Origin of the sequence: Zeimonas sediminis (assembly GCF_023721795.1) — a bacterium.
Lineage (GTDB): Bacteria > Pseudomonadota > Gammaproteobacteria > Burkholderiales > Burkholderiaceae_E > Zeimonas > Zeimonas sediminis.
On sequence record NZ_JAMQYE010000001.1, the window covers coordinates 1,967,958 to 1,986,199 of the forward strand.

At 70.3% G+C, this 18,242-nt stretch carries 16 protein-coding genes; 8 read left to right on the forward strand and 8 right to left on the reverse strand.

The genetic code is table 11. The annotated features are described in order from the left end of the window. Positions 1 to 6: 6 nt before the first annotated feature. The 4 genes from M6I34_RS09185 to mpl all read right to left on the reverse strand — a co-directional run bounded on the left by M6I34_RS09185 (position 7) and on the right by mpl (position 4,917). Positions 7 to 1,965 (reverse strand): ribonuclease catalytic domain-containing protein, encoded by a 1,959-nt coding sequence (locus M6I34_RS09185; protein ID WP_272485392.1) that lies wholly within the window; start codon positions 1,963 to 1,965, stop codon positions 7 to 9. A gap of 88 nt (positions 1,966 to 2,053) precedes the next feature. Continuing rightward, positions 2,054 to 2,794, reverse strand: coding sequence for a 3-oxoacyl-ACP reductase FabG (gene fabG, locus M6I34_RS09190; RefSeq protein WP_272485393.1), 741 nt, complete (start codon positions 2,792 to 2,794; stop codon positions 2,054 to 2,056). A gap of 167 nt (positions 2,795 to 2,961) precedes the next feature. Continuing rightward, complete coding sequence (locus M6I34_RS09195; RefSeq protein WP_272485394.1) at positions 2,962 to 3,555, reverse strand: YqiA/YcfP family alpha/beta fold hydrolase; 594 nt, start codon at positions 3,553 to 3,555, stop codon at positions 2,962 to 2,964. Between the two features lie 6 nt (positions 3,556 to 3,561). Continuing rightward, on the reverse strand, positions 3,562 to 4,917 hold the full coding sequence (gene mpl, locus M6I34_RS09200) for a UDP-N-acetylmuramate:L-alanyl-gamma-D-glutamyl-meso-diaminopimelate ligase (RefSeq protein WP_418953504.1): 1,356 nt from the start codon (positions 4,915 to 4,917) through the stop codon (positions 3,562 to 3,564). 37 nt (positions 4,918 to 4,954) lie between these two features. On the opposite strand from mpl, the gene M6I34_RS09205 reads away from it, so the two are divergent. From M6I34_RS09205 to M6I34_RS09240, 8 genes are all read left to right on the forward strand, one after another. Continuing rightward, a complete protein-coding gene (locus M6I34_RS09205) occupies positions 4,955 to 5,572 on the forward strand; it encodes a hypothetical protein (protein ID WP_272485395.1) in 618 nt (205 codons plus the stop codon). Then, a complete protein-coding gene (locus M6I34_RS09210) occupies positions 5,569 to 6,102 on the forward strand; it encodes a TlpA family protein disulfide reductase (protein ID WP_272485396.1) in 534 nt (177 codons plus the stop codon). The genes M6I34_RS09205 and M6I34_RS09210 overlap by 4 nt, the downstream gene beginning before the upstream one ends. 126 nt (positions 6,103 to 6,228) lie before the next feature. After that, positions 6,229 to 6,681: a type II 3-dehydroquinate dehydratase gene (gene aroQ / locus M6I34_RS09215; RefSeq protein ID WP_272485397.1), complete on the forward strand. Its 453-nt coding sequence runs from the start codon at positions 6,229 to 6,231 to the stop codon at positions 6,679 to 6,681. 91 nt (positions 6,682 to 6,772) lie between these two features. Then, complete coding sequence (gene accB / locus M6I34_RS09220; RefSeq protein WP_272485398.1) at positions 6,773 to 7,228, forward strand: acetyl-CoA carboxylase biotin carboxyl carrier protein; 456 nt, start codon at positions 6,773 to 6,775, stop codon at positions 7,226 to 7,228. Between the two features lies 1 nt (position 7,229). Next, positions 7,230 to 8,579, forward strand: a complete 1,350-nt coding sequence (gene accC / locus M6I34_RS09225; RefSeq protein WP_272485399.1) for an acetyl-CoA carboxylase biotin carboxylase subunit — start codon at positions 7,230 to 7,232, stop codon at positions 8,577 to 8,579. Between the two features lie 16 nt (positions 8,580 to 8,595). Further along, positions 8,596 to 9,603, forward strand: coding sequence for a 50S ribosomal protein L11 methyltransferase (locus M6I34_RS09230; protein ID WP_272485400.1), 1,008 nt, complete (start codon positions 8,596 to 8,598; stop codon positions 9,601 to 9,603). Positions 9,604 to 9,670: 67 nt separating this feature from the next. Continuing rightward, positions 9,671 to 11,146, forward strand: coding sequence for a DUF3426 domain-containing protein (locus tag M6I34_RS09235; RefSeq protein WP_272485401.1), 1,476 nt, complete (start codon positions 9,671 to 9,673; stop codon positions 11,144 to 11,146). A gap of 34 nt (positions 11,147 to 11,180) precedes the next feature. Further along, positions 11,181 to 12,128, forward strand: a complete 948-nt coding sequence (locus tag M6I34_RS09240; RefSeq protein WP_272485402.1) for a carbohydrate kinase family protein — start codon at positions 11,181 to 11,183, stop codon at positions 12,126 to 12,128. Here M6I34_RS09240 and M6I34_RS09245 read toward each other — a convergent pair whose 3' ends face one another. The 4 genes from M6I34_RS09245 to M6I34_RS09260 all read right to left on the reverse strand — a co-directional run bounded on the left by M6I34_RS09245 (position 12,129) and on the right by M6I34_RS09260 (position 18,131). After that, positions 12,129 to 12,689, reverse strand: coding sequence for a YggT family protein (locus tag M6I34_RS09245; RefSeq protein WP_272485403.1), 561 nt, complete (start codon positions 12,687 to 12,689; stop codon positions 12,129 to 12,131). Positions 12,690 to 12,811: 122 nt separating this feature from the next. Continuing rightward, positions 12,812 to 13,375, reverse strand: coding sequence for a histone H1-like DNA-binding protein (locus M6I34_RS09250; protein WP_272485404.1), 564 nt, complete (start codon positions 13,373 to 13,375; stop codon positions 12,812 to 12,814). A 327-nt stretch (positions 13,376 to 13,702) separates the two neighbouring features. Next, the gene (locus M6I34_RS09255) at positions 13,703 to 14,935 is read right to left on the reverse strand and encodes a ribonucleotide-diphosphate reductase subunit beta (RefSeq protein WP_272485405.1); all 1,233 of its coding nucleotides are present in this window, start codon (positions 14,933 to 14,935) and stop codon (positions 13,703 to 13,705) included. A 232-nt stretch (positions 14,936 to 15,167) separates the two neighbouring features. Further along, positions 15,168 to 18,131, reverse strand: a complete 2,964-nt coding sequence (locus M6I34_RS09260) for a ribonucleoside-diphosphate reductase subunit alpha (RefSeq protein WP_272485406.1) — start codon at positions 18,129 to 18,131, stop codon at positions 15,168 to 15,170. Positions 18,132 to 18,242 lie beyond the last annotated feature (111 nt).

Sequence of the window (18,242 nt, forward strand, 5' to 3'; positions counted from 1 at the left end):
CCGCCCTCAGAGCGAGCCGACGGCCGGCTCGTCGTCGGCCTCGTCGAACAGGCTGCCCGCCGCCTCGGCCTCGACGAAACGCGCCTCGACCGACAGGTCGAGATCGTCGGTCGCGAGGATGTCGGCCTTGAAGCGGCGGCCCGCCGGCAGCATCGGCATGCCCGGCAGGCGGAAGTAGAGCGGCGCGTCGACCAGCCGAACCAGGTCGTCGCGCACCACGACCGCGTCGACCCGCGTGAGCCCCTGCTGCGCCACCCAGCGCAGGCACCAGTAGCGCTCCATCCGCTGCTGGAAGTCGGCGTAGGCGGTGTACTTCGCGTCGAAGGCCGACATCACCGAGAACAGGTCCGCGTCGTTCTGGCCGAACGGCGGCTTGTCGCCGGCGAGCACCGCGATCAGCTGGCGCTGGTTCACCAGGTCGACGTAGCGGCGCAGCGGCGAGCTGGACCACATGTACTGCGACACGCCGAGCCCCTGGTGCGGCAGTGGATGGCTGGTGACCCGCACCCGGCCGTTCTGCTGCGAGCGGTAGATGCCGGGCACGTCGTGCTCGCCCAGCAGGCCGCCCCACTCGCTGTTGGCGAGGATCGCCATCTCGGCGACGATGCGGTCGAGCGGCGAGTCGCGGCGCCGCGGCACGATCCGCACCCGCGGCTCGTCGCCGTCGCCGTCGGGATCGAGGTAGAAGCTGAAGTCGGCCCGGAAGCGCGGCTCGGGCTTGCCGCGGAAGCGTTCGCGCTCGGCGCACAGCGCAAGCGACAGCTTCCACAGCACCCGCAGCTCCTCGGCGAAACGCAGCGGCTGGCCGTCGGCGTCGAAGGCCGGCGCGCGGCCGGCGTCGAGCGCGGCCTCGGTGTAGACGCCGTCGAGCAGGTCGTGACGCAGGTTGGCCGCCACCCGCACCCGGTCGGCCTGCGAGAAGCGGCCGACGATCGTCTCGCCGTCCTCGTCGAGGTCCAGGTAGAGCGACAGCGCCGGCATCTCGCGGCCCTCGTCGAGCGAGCAGGCCGCGATCAGCGGCTCGGGCAGCATCGTGATCTTGCCGCCCGGCATGTAGACGGTGGACATCCGCTCGCGCGCGACCAGGTCGAGCTCGCTGCCCGGCGCGATCGCGAGCGCCGGCGCGGCGATGTGGATGCCGACCCGCCAGCCGCGCTCGGTGCGGCGCACCGACAGCGCGTCGTCGATCTCGGTGGTCGTCGAGTCGTCGACCGAGAAGGCCTCGACCTCGGCCAGAGGCAGCGCCGCCACCACCCCGGCGAAGCCGTCGAGCGGGTCGCGGCGCAGCGAGATTCCGAAGCCGTGCGGGAAGTGCTCGGCCGCGAAGCGCGCCATGTGCAGGTCGCGCGCCGAGGCGAAGGCGCCGAGCTCGAGCAGCAGCCGCTCCGGGCCCCTGCCGGTAGCGGCCAGCGCCCGCTCGAAGGCCTTCCAGGTGAGCGACATCTTGTCAGGGCGCACCAGCAGCCAGGCGGCCTGCTCGGCGACCGCCTGCGGCAGCCGGCCCTCGATCATCTCGCGGGCGTCGTGCTCGATCTGCGCTTCCTGCTGGCGCTTGCGCTCGAGCGCGGCCAGCGCGGCCTTCAGCGTGTCGGCCGGCGCCGGGCGGTAGTGGCCGCGCCCCTTGCGGTGGAAATAGACCGGCGCGCCCTGCAGCCTGATCAGCAGCGCGGTGGCCTGGGCCGGCGTGGCGTGGCCGCCGAAGTACTCGTCGGCCAGGTCGGTGAACGCGAACTCCTCCTGCGGCGCGCATTCCCAGAGGAAATCGACGTCGATCTCCTCGGCGAGCTCGCGGGCGGCCGGCAGCAGCGCATCGGGCGCCGGGGCGTCGAATCGCAGCAGAACGTGCGAAGCCTTGACCTTGGCCCGTTTGCCGCTGGCCAGCTCGACCTGCAGGCTCGAGCCGGCCTCGGACATCAGGGTACCGGCCTTGAAGTCGCCGTTGTCCTCGAACAGCAGGTGCTTCATCGTCGGCCAAGATTACAGGAGTCGGGCGCCTCGAACGGACTGACGCCCGCCCGGACGGCGTCGGCCGTCGGCGGGGCGAAGCCGCCGGTCACAGCATGATCCCGCCGGAGACCTCGATCACCGCGCCGTTGATGTAGCTGGCGTCGTCGGACGCCAGGAACGCATAGACGCTGGCGATCTCCTCGGGCTTGCCCAGCCGGCCCAGCGGCACCTTGTCGACCATCTTCTGCATCACCGCCTCGGGGATCGTGTCGAGGATCGGCGTGGCCACGAAGCCCGGGCAGACCGCGGCCACCCGGATGCCCTTGGGCCCCAGCTCGCGCGCCCAGGTCTTGGTGAAGCCGATCAGGCCGGCCTTGGTGGCGGCGTAGTTGGTCTGGCCGAAGTTGCCGTACAGGCCGACCACGGACGAGGCGTTCAGGATCACGCCCGATCCCTGCAGGATCATCGTGTCGGCCACCGCCTGCGTGCAGTGGAACACGCCCTTCAGGTTGACGTCGATCACCCGGTCGAACTGCTCCGGCGTCATCTTGACCAGCCGGGCGTCGAGCGTGATGCCGGCGTTGTTGACCAGGCAGTCGACCCGGCCCCAGGCCTGCTTCGCGGCGGCCACCATCGCGTCGACGCTGGCGCGGTCGGTCACGTCGACCCGCACCCCGATCGCCTGCCCGGGCCCGGCGCCGAGCGCGGCCACCGCCGCGTCGATCCGCGCCGGGTCGATGTCGGCGACCACGACCCTCGCGCCTTCGCTCGCGAAACGCTTCGCGGTGGCCAGCCCGATGCCGCCCGCCGCGCCGGTGACGATCGCCACCCTGTCCTTCAGACGCATGATCGATTCCTCTCCTTGTCGATGAATTTCGAACTTCAGTCGTCACCGCGGGGGCTCGCCGCCTCCGACGCGCCCCGGCAGCGGACTCGCATCGCCTGCCGCGGGCCGCCGCGGACCTTCGCTCGCGCCGGCCCGCCTCAACGCGCCTCAACCCGCCTCAACCCGCCTCAACCCGCCGGCAGCATCCCCGCGAAGCGAAGCACCTCGTCGACCAGCCCCGCGAAGTCGGACAGCCCGTGGTCGCCGCCCTCCAGCACGATCTGCCGCCCGGCAGGGTAGCTGGCGACCATCTCGCGCCAGTCGAGCAGCTCGTCGCCCTTCGCCGCGACCAGCAGGTAGCGCTCGGGATAGGTGATGGCGCCGACCTCAAGCGCCTCGAGCTCGCCCAGGTAGCGAGGCTCGAACACGAAGGCCTCGTCGCTGTGATACATGCGCTGCGGGCCCACGTAGGCGCGCAGGTCGCGGGCCGGATGCGCCGCCGGGTTCAGCAGCACCGCCCGGCAGCCGCGGCGCTCGGCGAGCCAGGCCGCGTAGAAGCCGCCCAGCGAGCTGCCGACCAGCGTGTCCTGCGGCAGCGGCCGCAGCCCGTCGGCGACCAGGGCCACCGCCTCGGCCGGCGAGGCGGGCAGTTGCGGGCAGACGAAATCCGAGCCGCGGCCCAGGGCCAGCATCCGCTCCTCGAGGATCCGGGCCTTGAACGAGGCCGGCGACGAACGGAAGCCGTGCAGATAGATCAGCCGGGGACGTTCGGGGTGGCGCATCCGGCTTCAGTCCAGCGCGGCGAGCAGCCGATCGTGGATGCCCCCGAACGCGCCGTTGCTCATCACCAGGATGCGGTCGCCCGGCCGTGCCTCGGCGACGACCGCGGCGACCAGCGCATCGATGTCGCCGATCGCGCGCGCCCGCTCGCCCATCGGCGCCAGCGCGGCGGCGGCGTCCCAGCCGAGGTCCGCCGTGTAGCAGAAGGCCAGGTCGGCCCCGGCCAGCGCGTCGGGAAGCTGTGAGGACATCGTCCCGAGCTTCATCGTGTTCGAGCGCGGCTCGAACACCGCCAGGATGCGCCCGGCTCCGCCGATCCGCGCCCGCAGGCCGGCCACCGTGGTCGCGATCGCGGTCGGATGGTGGGCGAAGTCGTCGTAGACCTCGATGCCCCGCCGAGTGCCGCGCAACTCGAGCCGGCGCCGCACGCCGCCGAAGCGGCCCAGCGCCTCGATCGCGTCGGCCGGCGGCACGCCGACCCTTGCCGCCGCGGCGATCACCGCCAGCGCGTTGGCGCGGTTGTGGGCGCCGGCCAGCGGCAGGCTGCAGCGGCCGTGGCGAAGCTCGCCTTCGAGCACGTCGAATTCGGTCCGGCCGGGCAGCTCGGCCACGGCTGCCTCGTGCCAGCCCTCGGGCACGCCGAAGCTCACCAGACCGCTCCAGACGCCTCGCGCCAGCACGCGATCGAGCGCCGGCGAGTCGCCGTTGACGACGAGCGATCCGCTGCGCGGCACCGTGCGCACCAGATGATGGAACTGCGTCTCGATCGCGGCGAGATCGGGAAAGATGTCGGCGTGATCGAACTCCAGGTTGTTCAGCACCGCGACCTGCGGCCGGTAGTGGACGAACTTCGAGCGCTTGTCGAAGAAAGCGGTGTCGTACTCGTCGGCCTCGATGACGAACCAGTCGCCGTCGCCCAGCCGCGCCGACACCGGGAAATCGACAGGCACGCCGCCGATCAGGAAGCCCGGTCGCAGGCCTGCCGACTCGAGCACCCAGGCCAGCATCGACGCGGTCGTCGTCTTGCCGTGCGTGCCGGCCACCGCCGCCACCGGGCGGCCGCGCAGCACCTGTTCGGCCAGCCACTGCGGCCCGGAAACGTAGGGCAGGCGCGCATCGAGGATCGCCTCCATCAGCGGATTGCCGCGCGACACCACGTTGCCGACCACCCACAGGTCGGGTTCGAGCGCGAGTTGCGCCGGGTCGTAGCCCTGGATCAGCTCGATGCCCAGCTTGCGCAACTGGTCGCTCATCGGCGGATACACGTTGGCGTCGCAGCCGGTGACCCGGTGACCGGCCTCGCGGGCGATCGCGGCGATTCCGCCCATGAAGGTTCCGCAGATACCGAGAACGTGGATGTGCATCGGGGCGATAATCGAGGGAGCTCCGGATTCTACCGCCATGACCGAAACCTCCTCCGACCCGCTGCGGCTCGAGATCGCGGCCGCTGCCGCCCGCCTGATCGCCGACGGCGGCCTCGACTACGCGAGCGCCAAGCGAAAGGCGGCCCGCCAGGTGCTCGGCGACGGCGCGCCGAAAGGATCGATGCCCGACAACGACGAGGTGGACGAAGCCCTGCGCGAGCACCTCGACCTGTTCGACGACGACCACGCCTCGCGCGTGACGCGGCGCCGCCAGGCGGCCGCCGCGCTGATGCGCCGGCTCGCGGCCTTCCACCCCTACCTGACCGGGGCGGTCTGGAAGGGCATCGTCGCCGAACACGCACCGATCCACCTGCAACTGTTTCACGACAACCCGAAAGACGTGGAGATCCACCTTCTGAACGACGGCGTCCGCTTCGACGTCGAGACCACCCCCCATTTCCGCGACCGCAGCCGCGACGAGGTCGAGGCGATCGTCTTCTGGTGGCGCGACGAGCCGGTCATGCTGTCGCTCTACGAGCAGGACGACCTGCGCGGCGCGCTGAAGGCCGGGGCGGCCGGCGCCGAGCGCGGCGACCTGCCGTCGCTGCTCGCGCGCATCGAGGCGGCGGCGCAAGCCTCCGGCGCGCGGCGATGACCGCGCGCCGACGCTGGCTCGCGTTCGGCGCCTTGGCGGCGGTGGCCGGCGGCCTGGGCGCCTGGACCGCCTGGCGGCGCTACGCGCCGGGCGAGGCCGAGATCGATGCCACCGACCTGCTCTTCGCGCTCAATCTGCCCGACGCGGCAGGGTCCCCGGTCGACGTCGGCCGGTGGCGCGGCCGCCCGCTGGTCGTCAACTTCTGGGCCACCTGGTGCCCGCCCTGCGTCGAGGAAATGCCAGAACTGAGCGAGCTCCACACGAAGTACGAGAAGTCGGGGCTGCAGGTGCTCGGGCTCGGCGTCGATTCGCCGGACAACATCCGGAAATTCTCGGTCGAGCGCCCGGTCAGCTATCCGCTGCTGGTGGCGGGCGCTGGCGGCAGCGAACTGTCCCGGCGCTTCGGCAACCGCGCGGGCGGTCTGCCCTATACGGTGGTCGTCGATCGATCCGGGCGGGTGATCCGGCGCATCATCGGCCGGTTCCGCTACCAGGAACTGCGCGACGCGATCGAAGCGGTGGTGGCCTGAGGCTGCCCGCCCCCACCCCGGCGCCCTTTGGCGCCGGTCAGGAAATCTCTTGACCCGCCCGGGCAAATCGGCGTTAAACTCCGCCATCTTCGCTGAACGGGCGGCCAAGTCGCGCGCCCTCACTTGATGTCGAAACTGATCTGGATCCTTCACGGCCCGAACCTGAACCTTCTCGGCACCCGTGAACCGGGCGTGTACGGATCGACGACCCTCGCGCAGATCGACGAAGATCTCGAAAGATACGGCCGCGATCGGAGCGTCAAGGTCGAGAGCTTCCAGTCGAACCACGAGGGCGCGCTGGTCGACCGGATCCAGTCGGCCCGCGCGGCCGGAGTCGATTTCGTCGTGATCAATCCGGCGGCCTTCACCCACACCAGCGTCGCGATCCGCGATGCGCTCGCCGCCGTGGCGGTGCCCTTCGTCGAGGTTCACCTGTCGAACATTCACCGACGGGAACCTTTCCGGCACCACTCCTACTTCTCCGACCTGGCGGTCGGGGTGATCGCGGGGCTCGGCCCGACCGGCTACCGGCTCGCGCTCGACTACGCGATCGAATCGATGGCTCGCGACCGGGGCTGACCCGCCGCAGGGCGGCACGAGGCCCGGCGCCACCCACTTCAAAGATTCATACCACGAGGCGGCCGATGCGCCGCCCGGAAGGCAGGAAACGATGGACCTGAGAAAGCTGAAGACCCTGATCGACCTGGTCGCCGAATCCGGCATCTCCGAACTGGAGATCACCGAGGGCGAAGGCAAGGTGAGGATCGTCAAGGCGCCGCCGGTGCAGGCCTTCGCGCCGGCTCCCGCCGCGATGCCGGTGGCCATGGCCGCACCCGCCGCGGCCTCCGCGGCGCCGGTGGCCGCCACAGCCGCCGAACCCGCCGCGCCGGCCGGGCACGTGGTCAAGTCGCCGATGGTCGGCACCTTCTACCGGTCCGGCCAGCCCGGCGCCGAGCCCTTCGTTTCGGTGGGCAGCCAGGTCAAGGAAGGCGACACGCTGTGCATCATCGAGGCGATGAAGCTGATGAACGAGATCGAGGCCGACGCCAGCGGCACGATCCGCGAGATCCTCGTCGAGAACGGGTCGCCGGTCGAGTTCGGCCAGCCGCTCTTCGTGATCGCGTGACATGTTCGAGAAGATCCTGATCGCCAACCGCGGCGAGATCGCGCTGCGGATCCAGCGGGCCTGCCGCGAGCTGGGCATCAAGACGGTGGTCGTCCACTCGCAGGCCGACACCGAGGCGAAGTACGTCAAGCTGGCCGACGAGTCGGTCTGCATCGGCCCGCCCGCCTCGCGCGACAGCTACCTGAACATCCCGGCGATCATCAGCGCGGCCGAGGTCACCGACGCCGAGGCGATCCACCCGGGCTACGGTTTCCTGTCCGAGAACGCGGACTTCGCCGAGCGGGTCGAGAAGAGCGGCTTCGTGTTCATCGGCCCCCGTCCGGACTCGATCCGGATGATGGGCGACAAGGTCTCGGCCAAGGACGCGATGAAGAAGGCGGGCGTGCCCTGCGTGCCCGGCTCCGAAGGCGCGCTGCCCGACGATCCGAAGGAGATCCTGAAGATCGCGCGCGCGGTCGGCTATCCGGTGATCATCAAGGCGGCCGGCGGCGGCGGCGGCCGCGGCATGCGGGTCGTGCACACCGAGGCGGCGCTGCTCAACGCGGTCACGATGACCCGCAGCGAGGCGCAGGCCGCATTCGGCAATCCGTCGGTCTACATGGAGAAGTTCCTCGAGAACCCGAGGCACGTCGAGATCCAGGTGCTGGCCGACAGCTTCCGCAACGCGGTGCACCTGGGCGAGCGCGACTGCTCGATGCAGCGCCGGCACCAGAAGATCATCGAGGAAGCGCCCGCGCCGGGCATCAGCCGCCGGCTGCTCGACCGGATCGGCGCGCGCTGCGCCGAGGCCTGCCGCAAGATCGGCTACCGCGGCGCCGGAACCTTCGAGTTCCTGTACGAGAACAACGAGTTCTACTTCATCGAGATGAACACCCGGGTGCAGGTCGAGCATCCGGTCACCGAGCTGATCACCGGCATCGACATCGTCCAGGAGCAGATCCGGATCGCGGCCGGCGAGAAGCTGCGCTTCAAGCAGCGCGACATCGTGCTGACCGGCCACGCGATCGAGTGCCGGATCAACGCCGAGGACCCCTACCGGTTCACGCCGTCGCCCGGCAAGATCACCGCCTGGCACCCGCCCGGCGGCCCGGGGATCCGGGTGGACTCGCACGCCTACGCGAACTACTTCGTGCCGCCGCACTACGACTCGATGATCGCCAAGGTGCTGGCCCGCGGCGACACCCGCGAGCAGGCGATACGCCGGATGCGGATCGCGCTGTCCGAGATGGCGGTCGAGGGGATCCAGACCAACCTGGCGCTGCACCGCGAGTTGCTCGCCGACGCGAACTTCGTGGCGGGCGGCACCTCGATCCACTACCTCGAGAACCGGCTGGCCCAGCGCAAGGGCTGACCCGGAGCGCGCCGACATGTGGACCGAGCTCATCTTCGTCGTCGGCCAGGACGAGGTCGAGGCCTGGTCCGACGCGCTGCTCGAGTGCGGCGCGGTCTCGGTGCAGGCCGAGGACGCCGACGACGGCTCGCCCGACGAGCAGGCGATCTTCGGCGAGCCGGGCGAGCCCGCGCCGGCGCCGGGCTGGACCCGCACCCGGCTCGCCGCGATGATCGGCCCCGACGTGGACCCGCGGCGGCTCATCGCCGAGGCCGCGGCGCTCTGCGGCAGGCCCGAGCCGACCCGCCACGCACTGCGGCCGGTACCGGAGCTCGACTGGGTCCGGCAGACGCAGTCGCAGTTCGAGCCGATCCCGGTCGGCAACCGGCTCTGGATCACGCCCTCCTGGCATCTTCCCGACACGCTGCGTGCCGCCGGGAGCGAGTCGCCCGGCGAATCGTCCGCCACCGACTCGCCGGCGGCCACCGCGACGCGCGGCGAGGCGGGCCAGCCGCTGGCCGCCGGCAGCATCGCCGCGGCCGGCGACCGGGTGCCGATCGTGCTCGATCCGGGCCTCGCCTTCGGCACCGGCAGCCATCCGACCACCCGGATGTGCCTGGAGTGGCTGGACGCGAACCTCGCGCCCGGCGCCACCGTCATCGACTACGGCTGCGGCTCGGGCATCCTGGCGATCGCCGCAGCCCGGCTCGGCGCCGGACGGGTGGTGGCGATCGACATCGATCCGCAGGCGGTCGAGAGCACCCGCGACAATGCCGCCAACAACCGGGTCGAAGTCGAGGCGCGCGAGCCGGGCGGCGCGCCGCCCGAGCCGGCCGACGTCGTCGTCGCGAACATCCTCGCCAACCCGCTGCGGATCCTGGCCCCGCTGCTGGCCTCGCTGGTCAGGCCCGGCGGCTGGCTGGTCCTGGCCGGCCTGCTCGACCGGCAGGCCGAAGAGATCGCCGCCTGCTACCCTTCGGTGGACCTGCGGGCCTGGCGCTCGATCGACGGCTGGACCTGCCTGGCCGGCCGGGCGCGCGCATGATCGGCGCGAACCGCGCCGCGGCGCCCGCGACGCGCGAGCAAGGCGGGCCGCGCAACGAGCCGATCCGATGACCCTGGTCACCACCTGCCCGAACTGCAGCACCAGCTTCCGCGTCGTCGCGGACCAGCTGAAGCTGCGCCGCGGCCTGGTGCGCTGCGGGCGCTGCCGCAACGTGTTCTCCGGTCTCGACAACCTGCGCCGGCTCGAGCAGGAGCAGGCCTCTGCCGGCGGCGCCGGCCAGGCGACGGCCGCCGGGCCGCCTGCCGCCGTCGCGCCGCCCTCGCCTTCCTCCGGTTCGGCCGCCGTCCGCCTGCTGCCCGACTCCGGCCCGGCCGCCGGAATGCGTCCGGACATGCCCGCTCCGCCGACGGGCGAGGACTTCCTTCCACCCGAAGCGGCCAGCGCCGAGTCCGAACCGCCGCCCTTCGGCATCGCCGAGGCGACGTCCCGGTCCCGCGACGACACGACGCAGCGCTTCGGCGATACCCCCCGTCCCTTCGAGGAGGCCACGCAGCGCCTCGGGGAGACGACGCAGCCCTTCGGGGAAACGCTGCCTCGCGTCGACGAGACGGCCCCGCACATCGAAGACACGGAAACTCGCGTCGCCGGGACGGATCGGCGCTTCGACGAAGCCGAAGGGCTCGCCGACGCAGGCGCGGAGGACTATGCACCCTGGCGCACCGACCACGGCGACGGTGCCGGCGACCACGGCGACGGCGCCGACGGCGCCGACGGCCACGGTGACAGCGCCGGCGACCTCGAAGCGACCCACGCCGCCGGATCCGGGCTGACGTCTGCGCAGGACACCGACACGCCGGGCGAGTCCCCGAACACGGTGTCGGACGAATGGCTGGGCACCGCGCCGGCCAACATCTTCCGCACGCCGCGCGCCCGGCAGGAACCGGACAAGCCGGCCGGGCCGGCCGCGCCGCCCGCATCGACGCTGCTCGACGACGACCGGCGACTGGCAGAGGAGCTCGAGGCGGTCGCCCGGGAGATCGAGGCCTGGGAAGACGGCGAGTCGGCGATCGACTATTTCGCCGCCGAGCGCCAGCGCCGCGGCTTCATCGGCCGTAACGGCGGATGGAAGCTGCTGGCGGCGGGCACGCTGGTGGGCGCCCTGCTGCTGCAGGCCGTACTGGCCAACCGCGACTGGCTGGCGGCCCGCTTTCCGGTGTTCGAGCCGGCGATCGCGGCGATCGGCGCCCCGCTGGGGCTCGAGATCCGCCTGCCCCGCGCGCTCGACTCGCTGGCGATCGAGTCCTTCGAGCTGCAGGCCGCCGGCCGCGCGGGCGTGTTCTCGGTGTCGGCGCTGCTTCGCAACGACGCCTCGCATCCGGTGCGCTGGCCGTCGATGCTGCTGACGCTGACCGACCCGGCCAACCGCGTGCTCGTGCGCAAGGCGATCGACCCGGCCGACTACCTGAACGCCGCTTCGGTCGACGCCGGGCTGCGGCCGCGCTCCGAGCGACCGATCCGGCTGGCGCTCGAGGCCGACGACATCCAGCCGGCCGGCTACTCGGTGGTCCTCTTCTATCGATGAGCGCCACCTTCCCGACCAACGAACAGGAGTCCCGATGTCCCGTCGCGTGCTGATCAGCGGCTCGGTCGCCTACGACACGATCATGGTCTTCGAAGGCCGCTTCGCCGACCACATCCTGCCCGACCGCGTCCACATGCTGAACGTGGCCTTCCTGACCCCGCGGCTCAAGCGCGAGTTCGGCGGCTGCGCGGCCAACATCGCGTACAACCTGCAGGGCCTCGGCGGCGAGGCGGTCGTGCTGGCCGCGATCGGCCACGACGGAGGCCCGTGCGTCGAACGGCTCGCCGGGCTGGGCGCGGACACCGGCCCGATGCTCCGGTGCGACGACCTGTTCACCGCGCAGGCCTTCATCACCACCGACCTGTCCGACAACCAGATCACCGCCTTCCACCCGGGCGCGATGGGCGAGGCGCACCGGGTCTCGGCAAGCGAAGCCGCGGCAGCGGGGGCCGCCTGGGGCATCGTCGCCCCGAACGGTCGCGACGCGATGCTGTCGCACGCGCGCGAATTCTCGAAGGCCGGGGTGCCCTGGCTGTTCGACCCGGGCCAGGGGCTGCCGATGTTCGACGGCGCCGAGCTGCGCGAGTTCGTCGAGGAGGCCTCGGCGGTCGCGGTCAACGACTACGAGGCCGGCTTGCTCACCGAGCGCACCGGGTGGTCGGAGGAGGAGATCGCGTCGCGGGTGCAGGCGCTGATCGTGACCCGGGGCGCCGAGGGATCGGTCCTCTACCAGGCCGGGCGCCGGCAACTGGTCGAGGCGGTCGCGGTGTCGGACCCGGTCGATCCGACCGGCTGCGGCGACGCCTATCGCGGCGGCCTGCTGTACGGCCTGTCGGCCGGCTGGTCGTGGCTGGACGCGGCGCGGCTGGGCTCGCTGATGGGCGCGCTGAAGATCGGGCACCAGGGCGCGCAGAACCACCCGGTGGATCGCGAGGCGATCGCGGCGCGCTACGAGTCGCTGTGGGGCAAGCGCCCCTGGTGATCAGCGGGCGAAGGCCATCATCCCCGGCAGCAGCGACTGCAGCAGGGTGAGAAGGACCTGGACCAGCAGGATCAGCACCAGCGGCGACAGGTCGACGCCGCCGACCAGCGGCACGATGCGGCGAATCGGTGCGAGAAAGGGCTGGGTCAGCGCGGCGATGGTCGGCGCGATCGGCGCGTAGGGGTTGACCCACGAGAGCACCGCCTGAAGCAGCACCAGCGCGGTCAGCAGCCACAGCGACCACTTGACCAGCCAGAACAGCGCGAGCAGCAGCACCGCGCCGGGCGCCGGAAAGCGGCCGCCGCCGAAGATCGCCACGAAGACCAGCGCGAGGACCAGCGACACCAGGAAGCCCCCGACGATGCTGGCCCAGTCGGTCGTGCGACCCGAGGGCACGACGCGTCGCAGCGGCCGGACCAGCCAGTCGGTGATCGCGACGACGAACTGGCCGACGGGATTGCGCGCGCCGAGACCGACGCGGTTCATGTAGGCGCGGAGCAGGCAGGCCGTTGCGAGCAGGCTGCCTAGCGTTTCGAGCAAGAGCCAGAGCGCTTGGTGCATGGGGAATCATCCGGGGGTTCGGACGATTCTCGCACAAAGCCCCGGGGCCCCGACCCGCTCTCGCGGGCCGTGAGCGCCGGGGGAAGGGCACGCGGACCGGATGGCCCGGCCCGCTGATGCCGTCAGGGACGGTTGCCGGTCGGAAAAGGCCAGGCCGCAGCCGGATTCAGCGGCTTCGGCGCAGCCGCCTGCTGGGCCGCAGGCTTCTTGGCGGCAGGCTTCGCGGCGGCCTTCTTCGCCGCAGGCTTCTTGGCAGCAGGCTTCTTCGCAGCGGCCTTCTTGGCAGCAGGCTTCTTCGCAGCAGCCTTCTTCGCAGCCGGCGTCTTCGCAGCGGCCTTCTTGGCGGCCGGCTTCTTCGCAGCAGCCTTCTTCGCCGCAGGCTTCTTCGCCGCGACCTTCTTGGCGGCCGGCTTCTTCGCCGCGACCTTCTTCGCCGCAGGCTTCTTCACCGCGACCTTCTTGGCGGCCGGCTTCTTGGCGGCAGCCTTCTTCGCCGCCGGCTTCTTCGCAGCGGCCTTCTTCACCGCCGGCTTCTTCGCCGCGGGCTTCTTGGCCGCCGGCTTCTTCGCGGCGGGTTTCTTCGCTGCGACCGCGGCCTTCTTCACGGCGGGCTTCTTGGCGGCGGCCTTCTTGGCCGCAGGCTTCTTCGCCGCGGCTTTCTTCGCGGGCTTCTTGGCGGTTGCCATCACGGATCTCCTTGCGTGGATGTTGCGGTAACGGAGACCCCTATCGGGACGCCCGCAGGCGCCCATCGATACGGGCCATTCATCGGCGCAAGATCGCGCGGCCTTCGCGCGATGGCTCCTACGCTAATGAATTCGGCGCAAAAAAGGCGCCGGCCACCAGGGCGCGACGCCTTCGTCGAAGTCGATCCGCAGGGGGAAGCAGTCCCCGCGACCGCCGGGGGTCGCGACTTCTGTGCTGCTTCGCCTTGCCTCGTGCTGCGGTACGACCTCAATTCGGATCCTGTGCAAGCCGCGAAGCCCGCGTTGCCGCGGGCGAGGCCACGGTTTTCAATCCCAGCTGAGCGCCCCGCCGGTCTGGTACTCGATGACCCGGGTCTCGAAGAAGTTGCGTTCCTTCTTCAGGTCGATCATCTCGCTCATCCACGGGAAGGGGTTCTCTTCCTGGGGGAACAGCGGATCGAGTCCGATCTGCTGCGCACGGCGGTTCGCGATGAACCGCAGGTAGCTCTTGAACATCGAGGCGTTCAGCCCGAGCACGCCGCGCGGCATCGTGTCTTCCGCGTATGCGTACTCGAGCTCTACCGCCCGCATGAACAGGCCGCGGACCTCGTCGCGGAACTGCGGCGTCCAGAGGTGCGGGTTCTCGAGCTTGATCTGGTTGATCAGGTCGATGCCGAAGTTGCAGTGCATCGACTCGTCGCGAAGGATGTACTGGTACTGCTCGGCAGCGCCGGTCATCTTGTTCTGCCGGCCCAGCGCGAGGATCTGCACGAAGCCGACGTAGAAGAACAGGCCTTCCATCAGGCAGGCGAACACGATCAGCGACTTCAGCAGCGCCTGGTCGTTCTCCGGCGTGCCGGTGGTGAAGTTCGGGTCGGTCAGCGTGTCGATGAACGGGATCAGGAACTCGTCCTTGTCGCGGATCGACTTGACCTCGTGGTACGCGTTGAAGATCTCGCCTTCGTCGAGACCGAGCGACTCCACGATGTACTGGTAGGCGTGCGTGTGGATCGCTTCCTCGAAGGCCTGGCGCAGCAGGAACTGCCGGCACTCGGGAGCCGTGATGTGGCGATAGGTGCCCAGCACGATGTTGTTCGCAGCCAGCGAATCGGCGGTCACGAAGAAGCCCAGGTTGCGCTTGACCAGGCGACGCTCGTCCTCGGTCAGGCCGTTCGGGTTCTTCCAGAGCGCGATGTCGCGGCTCATGTTGATTTCCTGCGGCATCCAGTGGTTCGCGCAGGTGGCCAGGTACTTCTCCCAGGCCCACTTGTACTTGAACGGAACCAGCTGATTGACGTCGGCGCCGCCGTTGATGATCCGCTTGTCCTCGACGCGCACGCGCCGGTCGCTCTGCGCGACCTGAGAGCCGCTGTGGGCGCGGCCCTCGACCTGCGGCGGGGCGGGCACGGCGAACTGGTCGGGGGTGGCGCGAGCCGCGGGCTGCGGCATCGCCGGCGCCGAAGCGGAGCCGGCGCCGACCGGCTGAAGCGCTGGCATCGGCGACTGGGCGGGCGCCGGCCGGGCCGGCGAGGCAGGAATCGGATCGTCCCAGGAAAGCATCTGAGGTCTCGCTTCAATACTTCGATTTAACTTCTTGTACTGCCGCGAGATTCCACCGTTATTCACAAGCGGAATCTTACGGCGCGCGTGTACTGCACGCAACGCATTTGCACGATGGCACTTGACGAACGGGCGACCTGTGGTGATGGACGCAACAGATTCGCCACGCGACGCGGCCGCGCGTCGTTCGCCGCGGACGGGCGCAAGGCGTGCGCCCGTCCGCGCGAAAGCCTCACTGGCAGGCTTCGCATTCCGGATCGTCGAGCGCGCAGAACTTCGGCGCGATCGGCTCCTCGGCCATCGCCGGCTGCATCGCGGACTGCATCGACGACGCGCCGCCGCCCATCGCACTCGCGGCGCCTGCGCCGTAGCTGAAGCCTGCGTTCATCGCGCCGTCGGCCGACACCGCGTTGAGCTGGCCGATCTTGTCGGTCGTCGACTTCTCGGCGCTGGTCGCGCCGAGCGTGCGCAGGTAGTAGGTGGTCTTCAGGCCGCGCAGCCAGGCCAGCATGTAGGTGTCGTGCAGCTTCTTGCCCGACGCGCCCGCCATGTAGATGTTCAGCGACTGCGCCTGGTCGATCCACTTCTGGCGGCGCGAGGCGCACTCGACCAGCCAGCTCGGGTCGACCTCGAACGCGGTCGCGTAGATCGCGCGCAGCTCGGCCGGCACCCGGTCGATCTTCGACAGCGAGCCGTCGAAGAACTTCAGGTCGGCGATCATCACCTCGTCCCACAGGCCCAGGCGCTTGAGGTCGCGCACCAGGTAGTCGTTGACCACGGTGAACTCGCCCGACAGGTTCGACTTCACGTACAGGTTCTGGAAGGTCGGCTCGATGCAGGCCGACACGCCGATGATGTTGGAGATCGTGGCGGTCGGCGCGATCGCGATGCAGTTCGAGTTGCGCATGCCGTGGGCGCGAATCCGCTCGCGCAGCGCGCCCCAGTCGAGCGACTCGGACATGTCGACCTCGACGTAGCCGCCGCGCTGCTCGGCCAGCAGCTTCAGCGTGTCCTGCGGCAGGATGCCCTGGTCCCACAGCGAGCCGCGGAAGCTCGGGTAGCGGCCGCGCTCCTCGGCCAGCTCGGTCGACGCCCAGTAGGCGTGGTAGCAGACCGCCTCCATCGAGCGGTCGGCGAACTCGACCGCCTCGGCGCTCGCGAACGGCGTGCGCATCAGGTGCAGGCAGTCCTGGAAGCCCATGATGCCCATGCCCACCGGACGATGGCGCAGGTTGGAATTGCGCGCCTTGCCGACCGCGTAGTAGTTGATGTCGATGACGTTGTCGAGCATGCGCATGGCCGTGCGGACCGTGCGGTGCAGCTTGTCGTGATCGAGCTGCCAGGTGCCGTCGCGCTCGACCATGTGCGCGACCAGGTTCACCGAGCCAAGGTTGCAGACCGCGATCTCGGTGTCGCTGGTGTTCAGCGTGATCTCGGTGCACAGGTTGGAGCTGTGCACGACGCCCACGTGCTGCTGCGGCGAGCGCAGGTTGCACGGGTCCTTGAACGTGATCCAGGGGTGCCCGGTCTCGAACAGCATCGAGAGCATCTTGCGCCACAGCTGCATCGCGGGGATCTTGCGGAACAGCTTCAGCTCGCCGCTGGCGGCCTTCTGCTCGTAGCGCAGGTAGGCCTCCTCGAAGGCCTTGCCGTACAGGTCGTGCAGGTCGGGGCAGTCGGACGGCGAGAACAGCGTCCACTCGCCGTTCTCGGCCACCCGCTTCATGAACAGGTCGGGAATCCAGTTCGCCGTGTTCATGTCGTGGGTGCGGCGGCGGTCGTCGCCGGTGTTCTTGCGCAGCTCGAGGAACTCCTCGATGTCCAGGTGCCAGGTCTCGAGATACGCGCAGACCGCGCCCTTGCGCTTGCCGCCCTGGTTGACCGCGACCGCGGTGTCGTTGACCACCTTGAGGAAGGGCACGACGCCCTGGCTCTTGCCGTTGGTGCCCTTGATGTGCGAGCCCAGCGCGCGCACCGGGGTCCAGTCGTTGCCCAGGCCGCCGGCGAACTTGGCCAGCAGCGCGTTCTCCTTGATCGCCTCGTAGATGCCGTCGAGGTCGTCGGACACCGTGGTCAGGTAGCAGGAGGACAGCTGCGAGCGCTGCGTGCCCGAGTTGAACAGCGTGGGCGTGGAGCTCATGAAGTCGAAGGTCGACAGCAGCTCGTAGAACTCGATCGCGCGCGCCTCGCGGTCGATCTCGTTCAGCGCCAGGCCCATCGCCACGCGCATGAAGAAGGCCTGCGGCAGCTCGATGCGCTGCTCGTCGACGTGCAGGAAGTAGCGGTCGTACAGGGTCTGCAGGCCCAAGTAGCCGAACTTCAGGTCGCGCTCGGCGTCGAGCGCGCGGCCCAGGCGGGCCAGGTCGAACTGCAGCAGCTTGTCGTCGAGCAGCTCGGCCTCGACGCCGCGCTTGACGAACAGCGGGAAGTACTCGGCGTAGCGGGTGGCCATGTCGGCCTGCGACACCTCTTCGCCGAGCACCTCGCGGCGCACCGTGTGCAGCAGCAGCCGCGCGGTGACCTGGCTGTAGGCCGGGTCCTTCTCGATCAGCGCGCGCGCCGACAGGATCGCCGACTTGTGGACCTCCTCGAGCGGCACGCCGTCGTACAGGTTGCGCACCGTCTCGTTCAGCACCGCGTCGGGGCTGACGAACTCGCCCAGCCCGACGCAGGCCGACTCGACCAGCGCGCGCAGCGCGGCCATGTCCAGGGGCATGCGCTTGTCGCCGTCGACCACGTGCAGCACCGGCTGCGCCGAATCCTCGGCGCGCGCCTTCGCCTGCGCGGCGCGCTCCTGGGCGCGGCGCTCACGGTACAGCACGTAGGCGCGGGCCACCTCGTGCTCGCCCGAGCGCATCAGCGCGAGCTCGACGTGGTCCTGGATGTCCTCGATGTGGAAGGTCGCGCCGCCCGCCTTGCCGCGGGTGAGCGCCGCCACCACACCCTCGGTGAGCCGCTCGACCAGCTCGCGCACACGCGCCGAGGCCGCGCCCTGCCCGCCATTGACCGCGAGGAAGGCCTTGGTCACCGCGATCGAGATCTTCGACGGCTCGAAGCCGACGACCGAGCCGTTGCGGCGGATGACCTTGTAGTCGGCCCAGGCGCCGGACGAAGCCGGGCGCGCATCGCTGTCCGCGGCGCCGACGGAGTGGGGAAGCCCTTGGGTCGAGGGCGAGCGTTCGGCGACCCTTTGCATGCGTGATCCTCCGCGATGAATGACGAAACGCTCCCGCGGCGCGGCGGGAGACTTGCGAAAACTGGTGGAAAAATGCAGATGGCGCCCCGGATCCACCGGCACTAGATATGG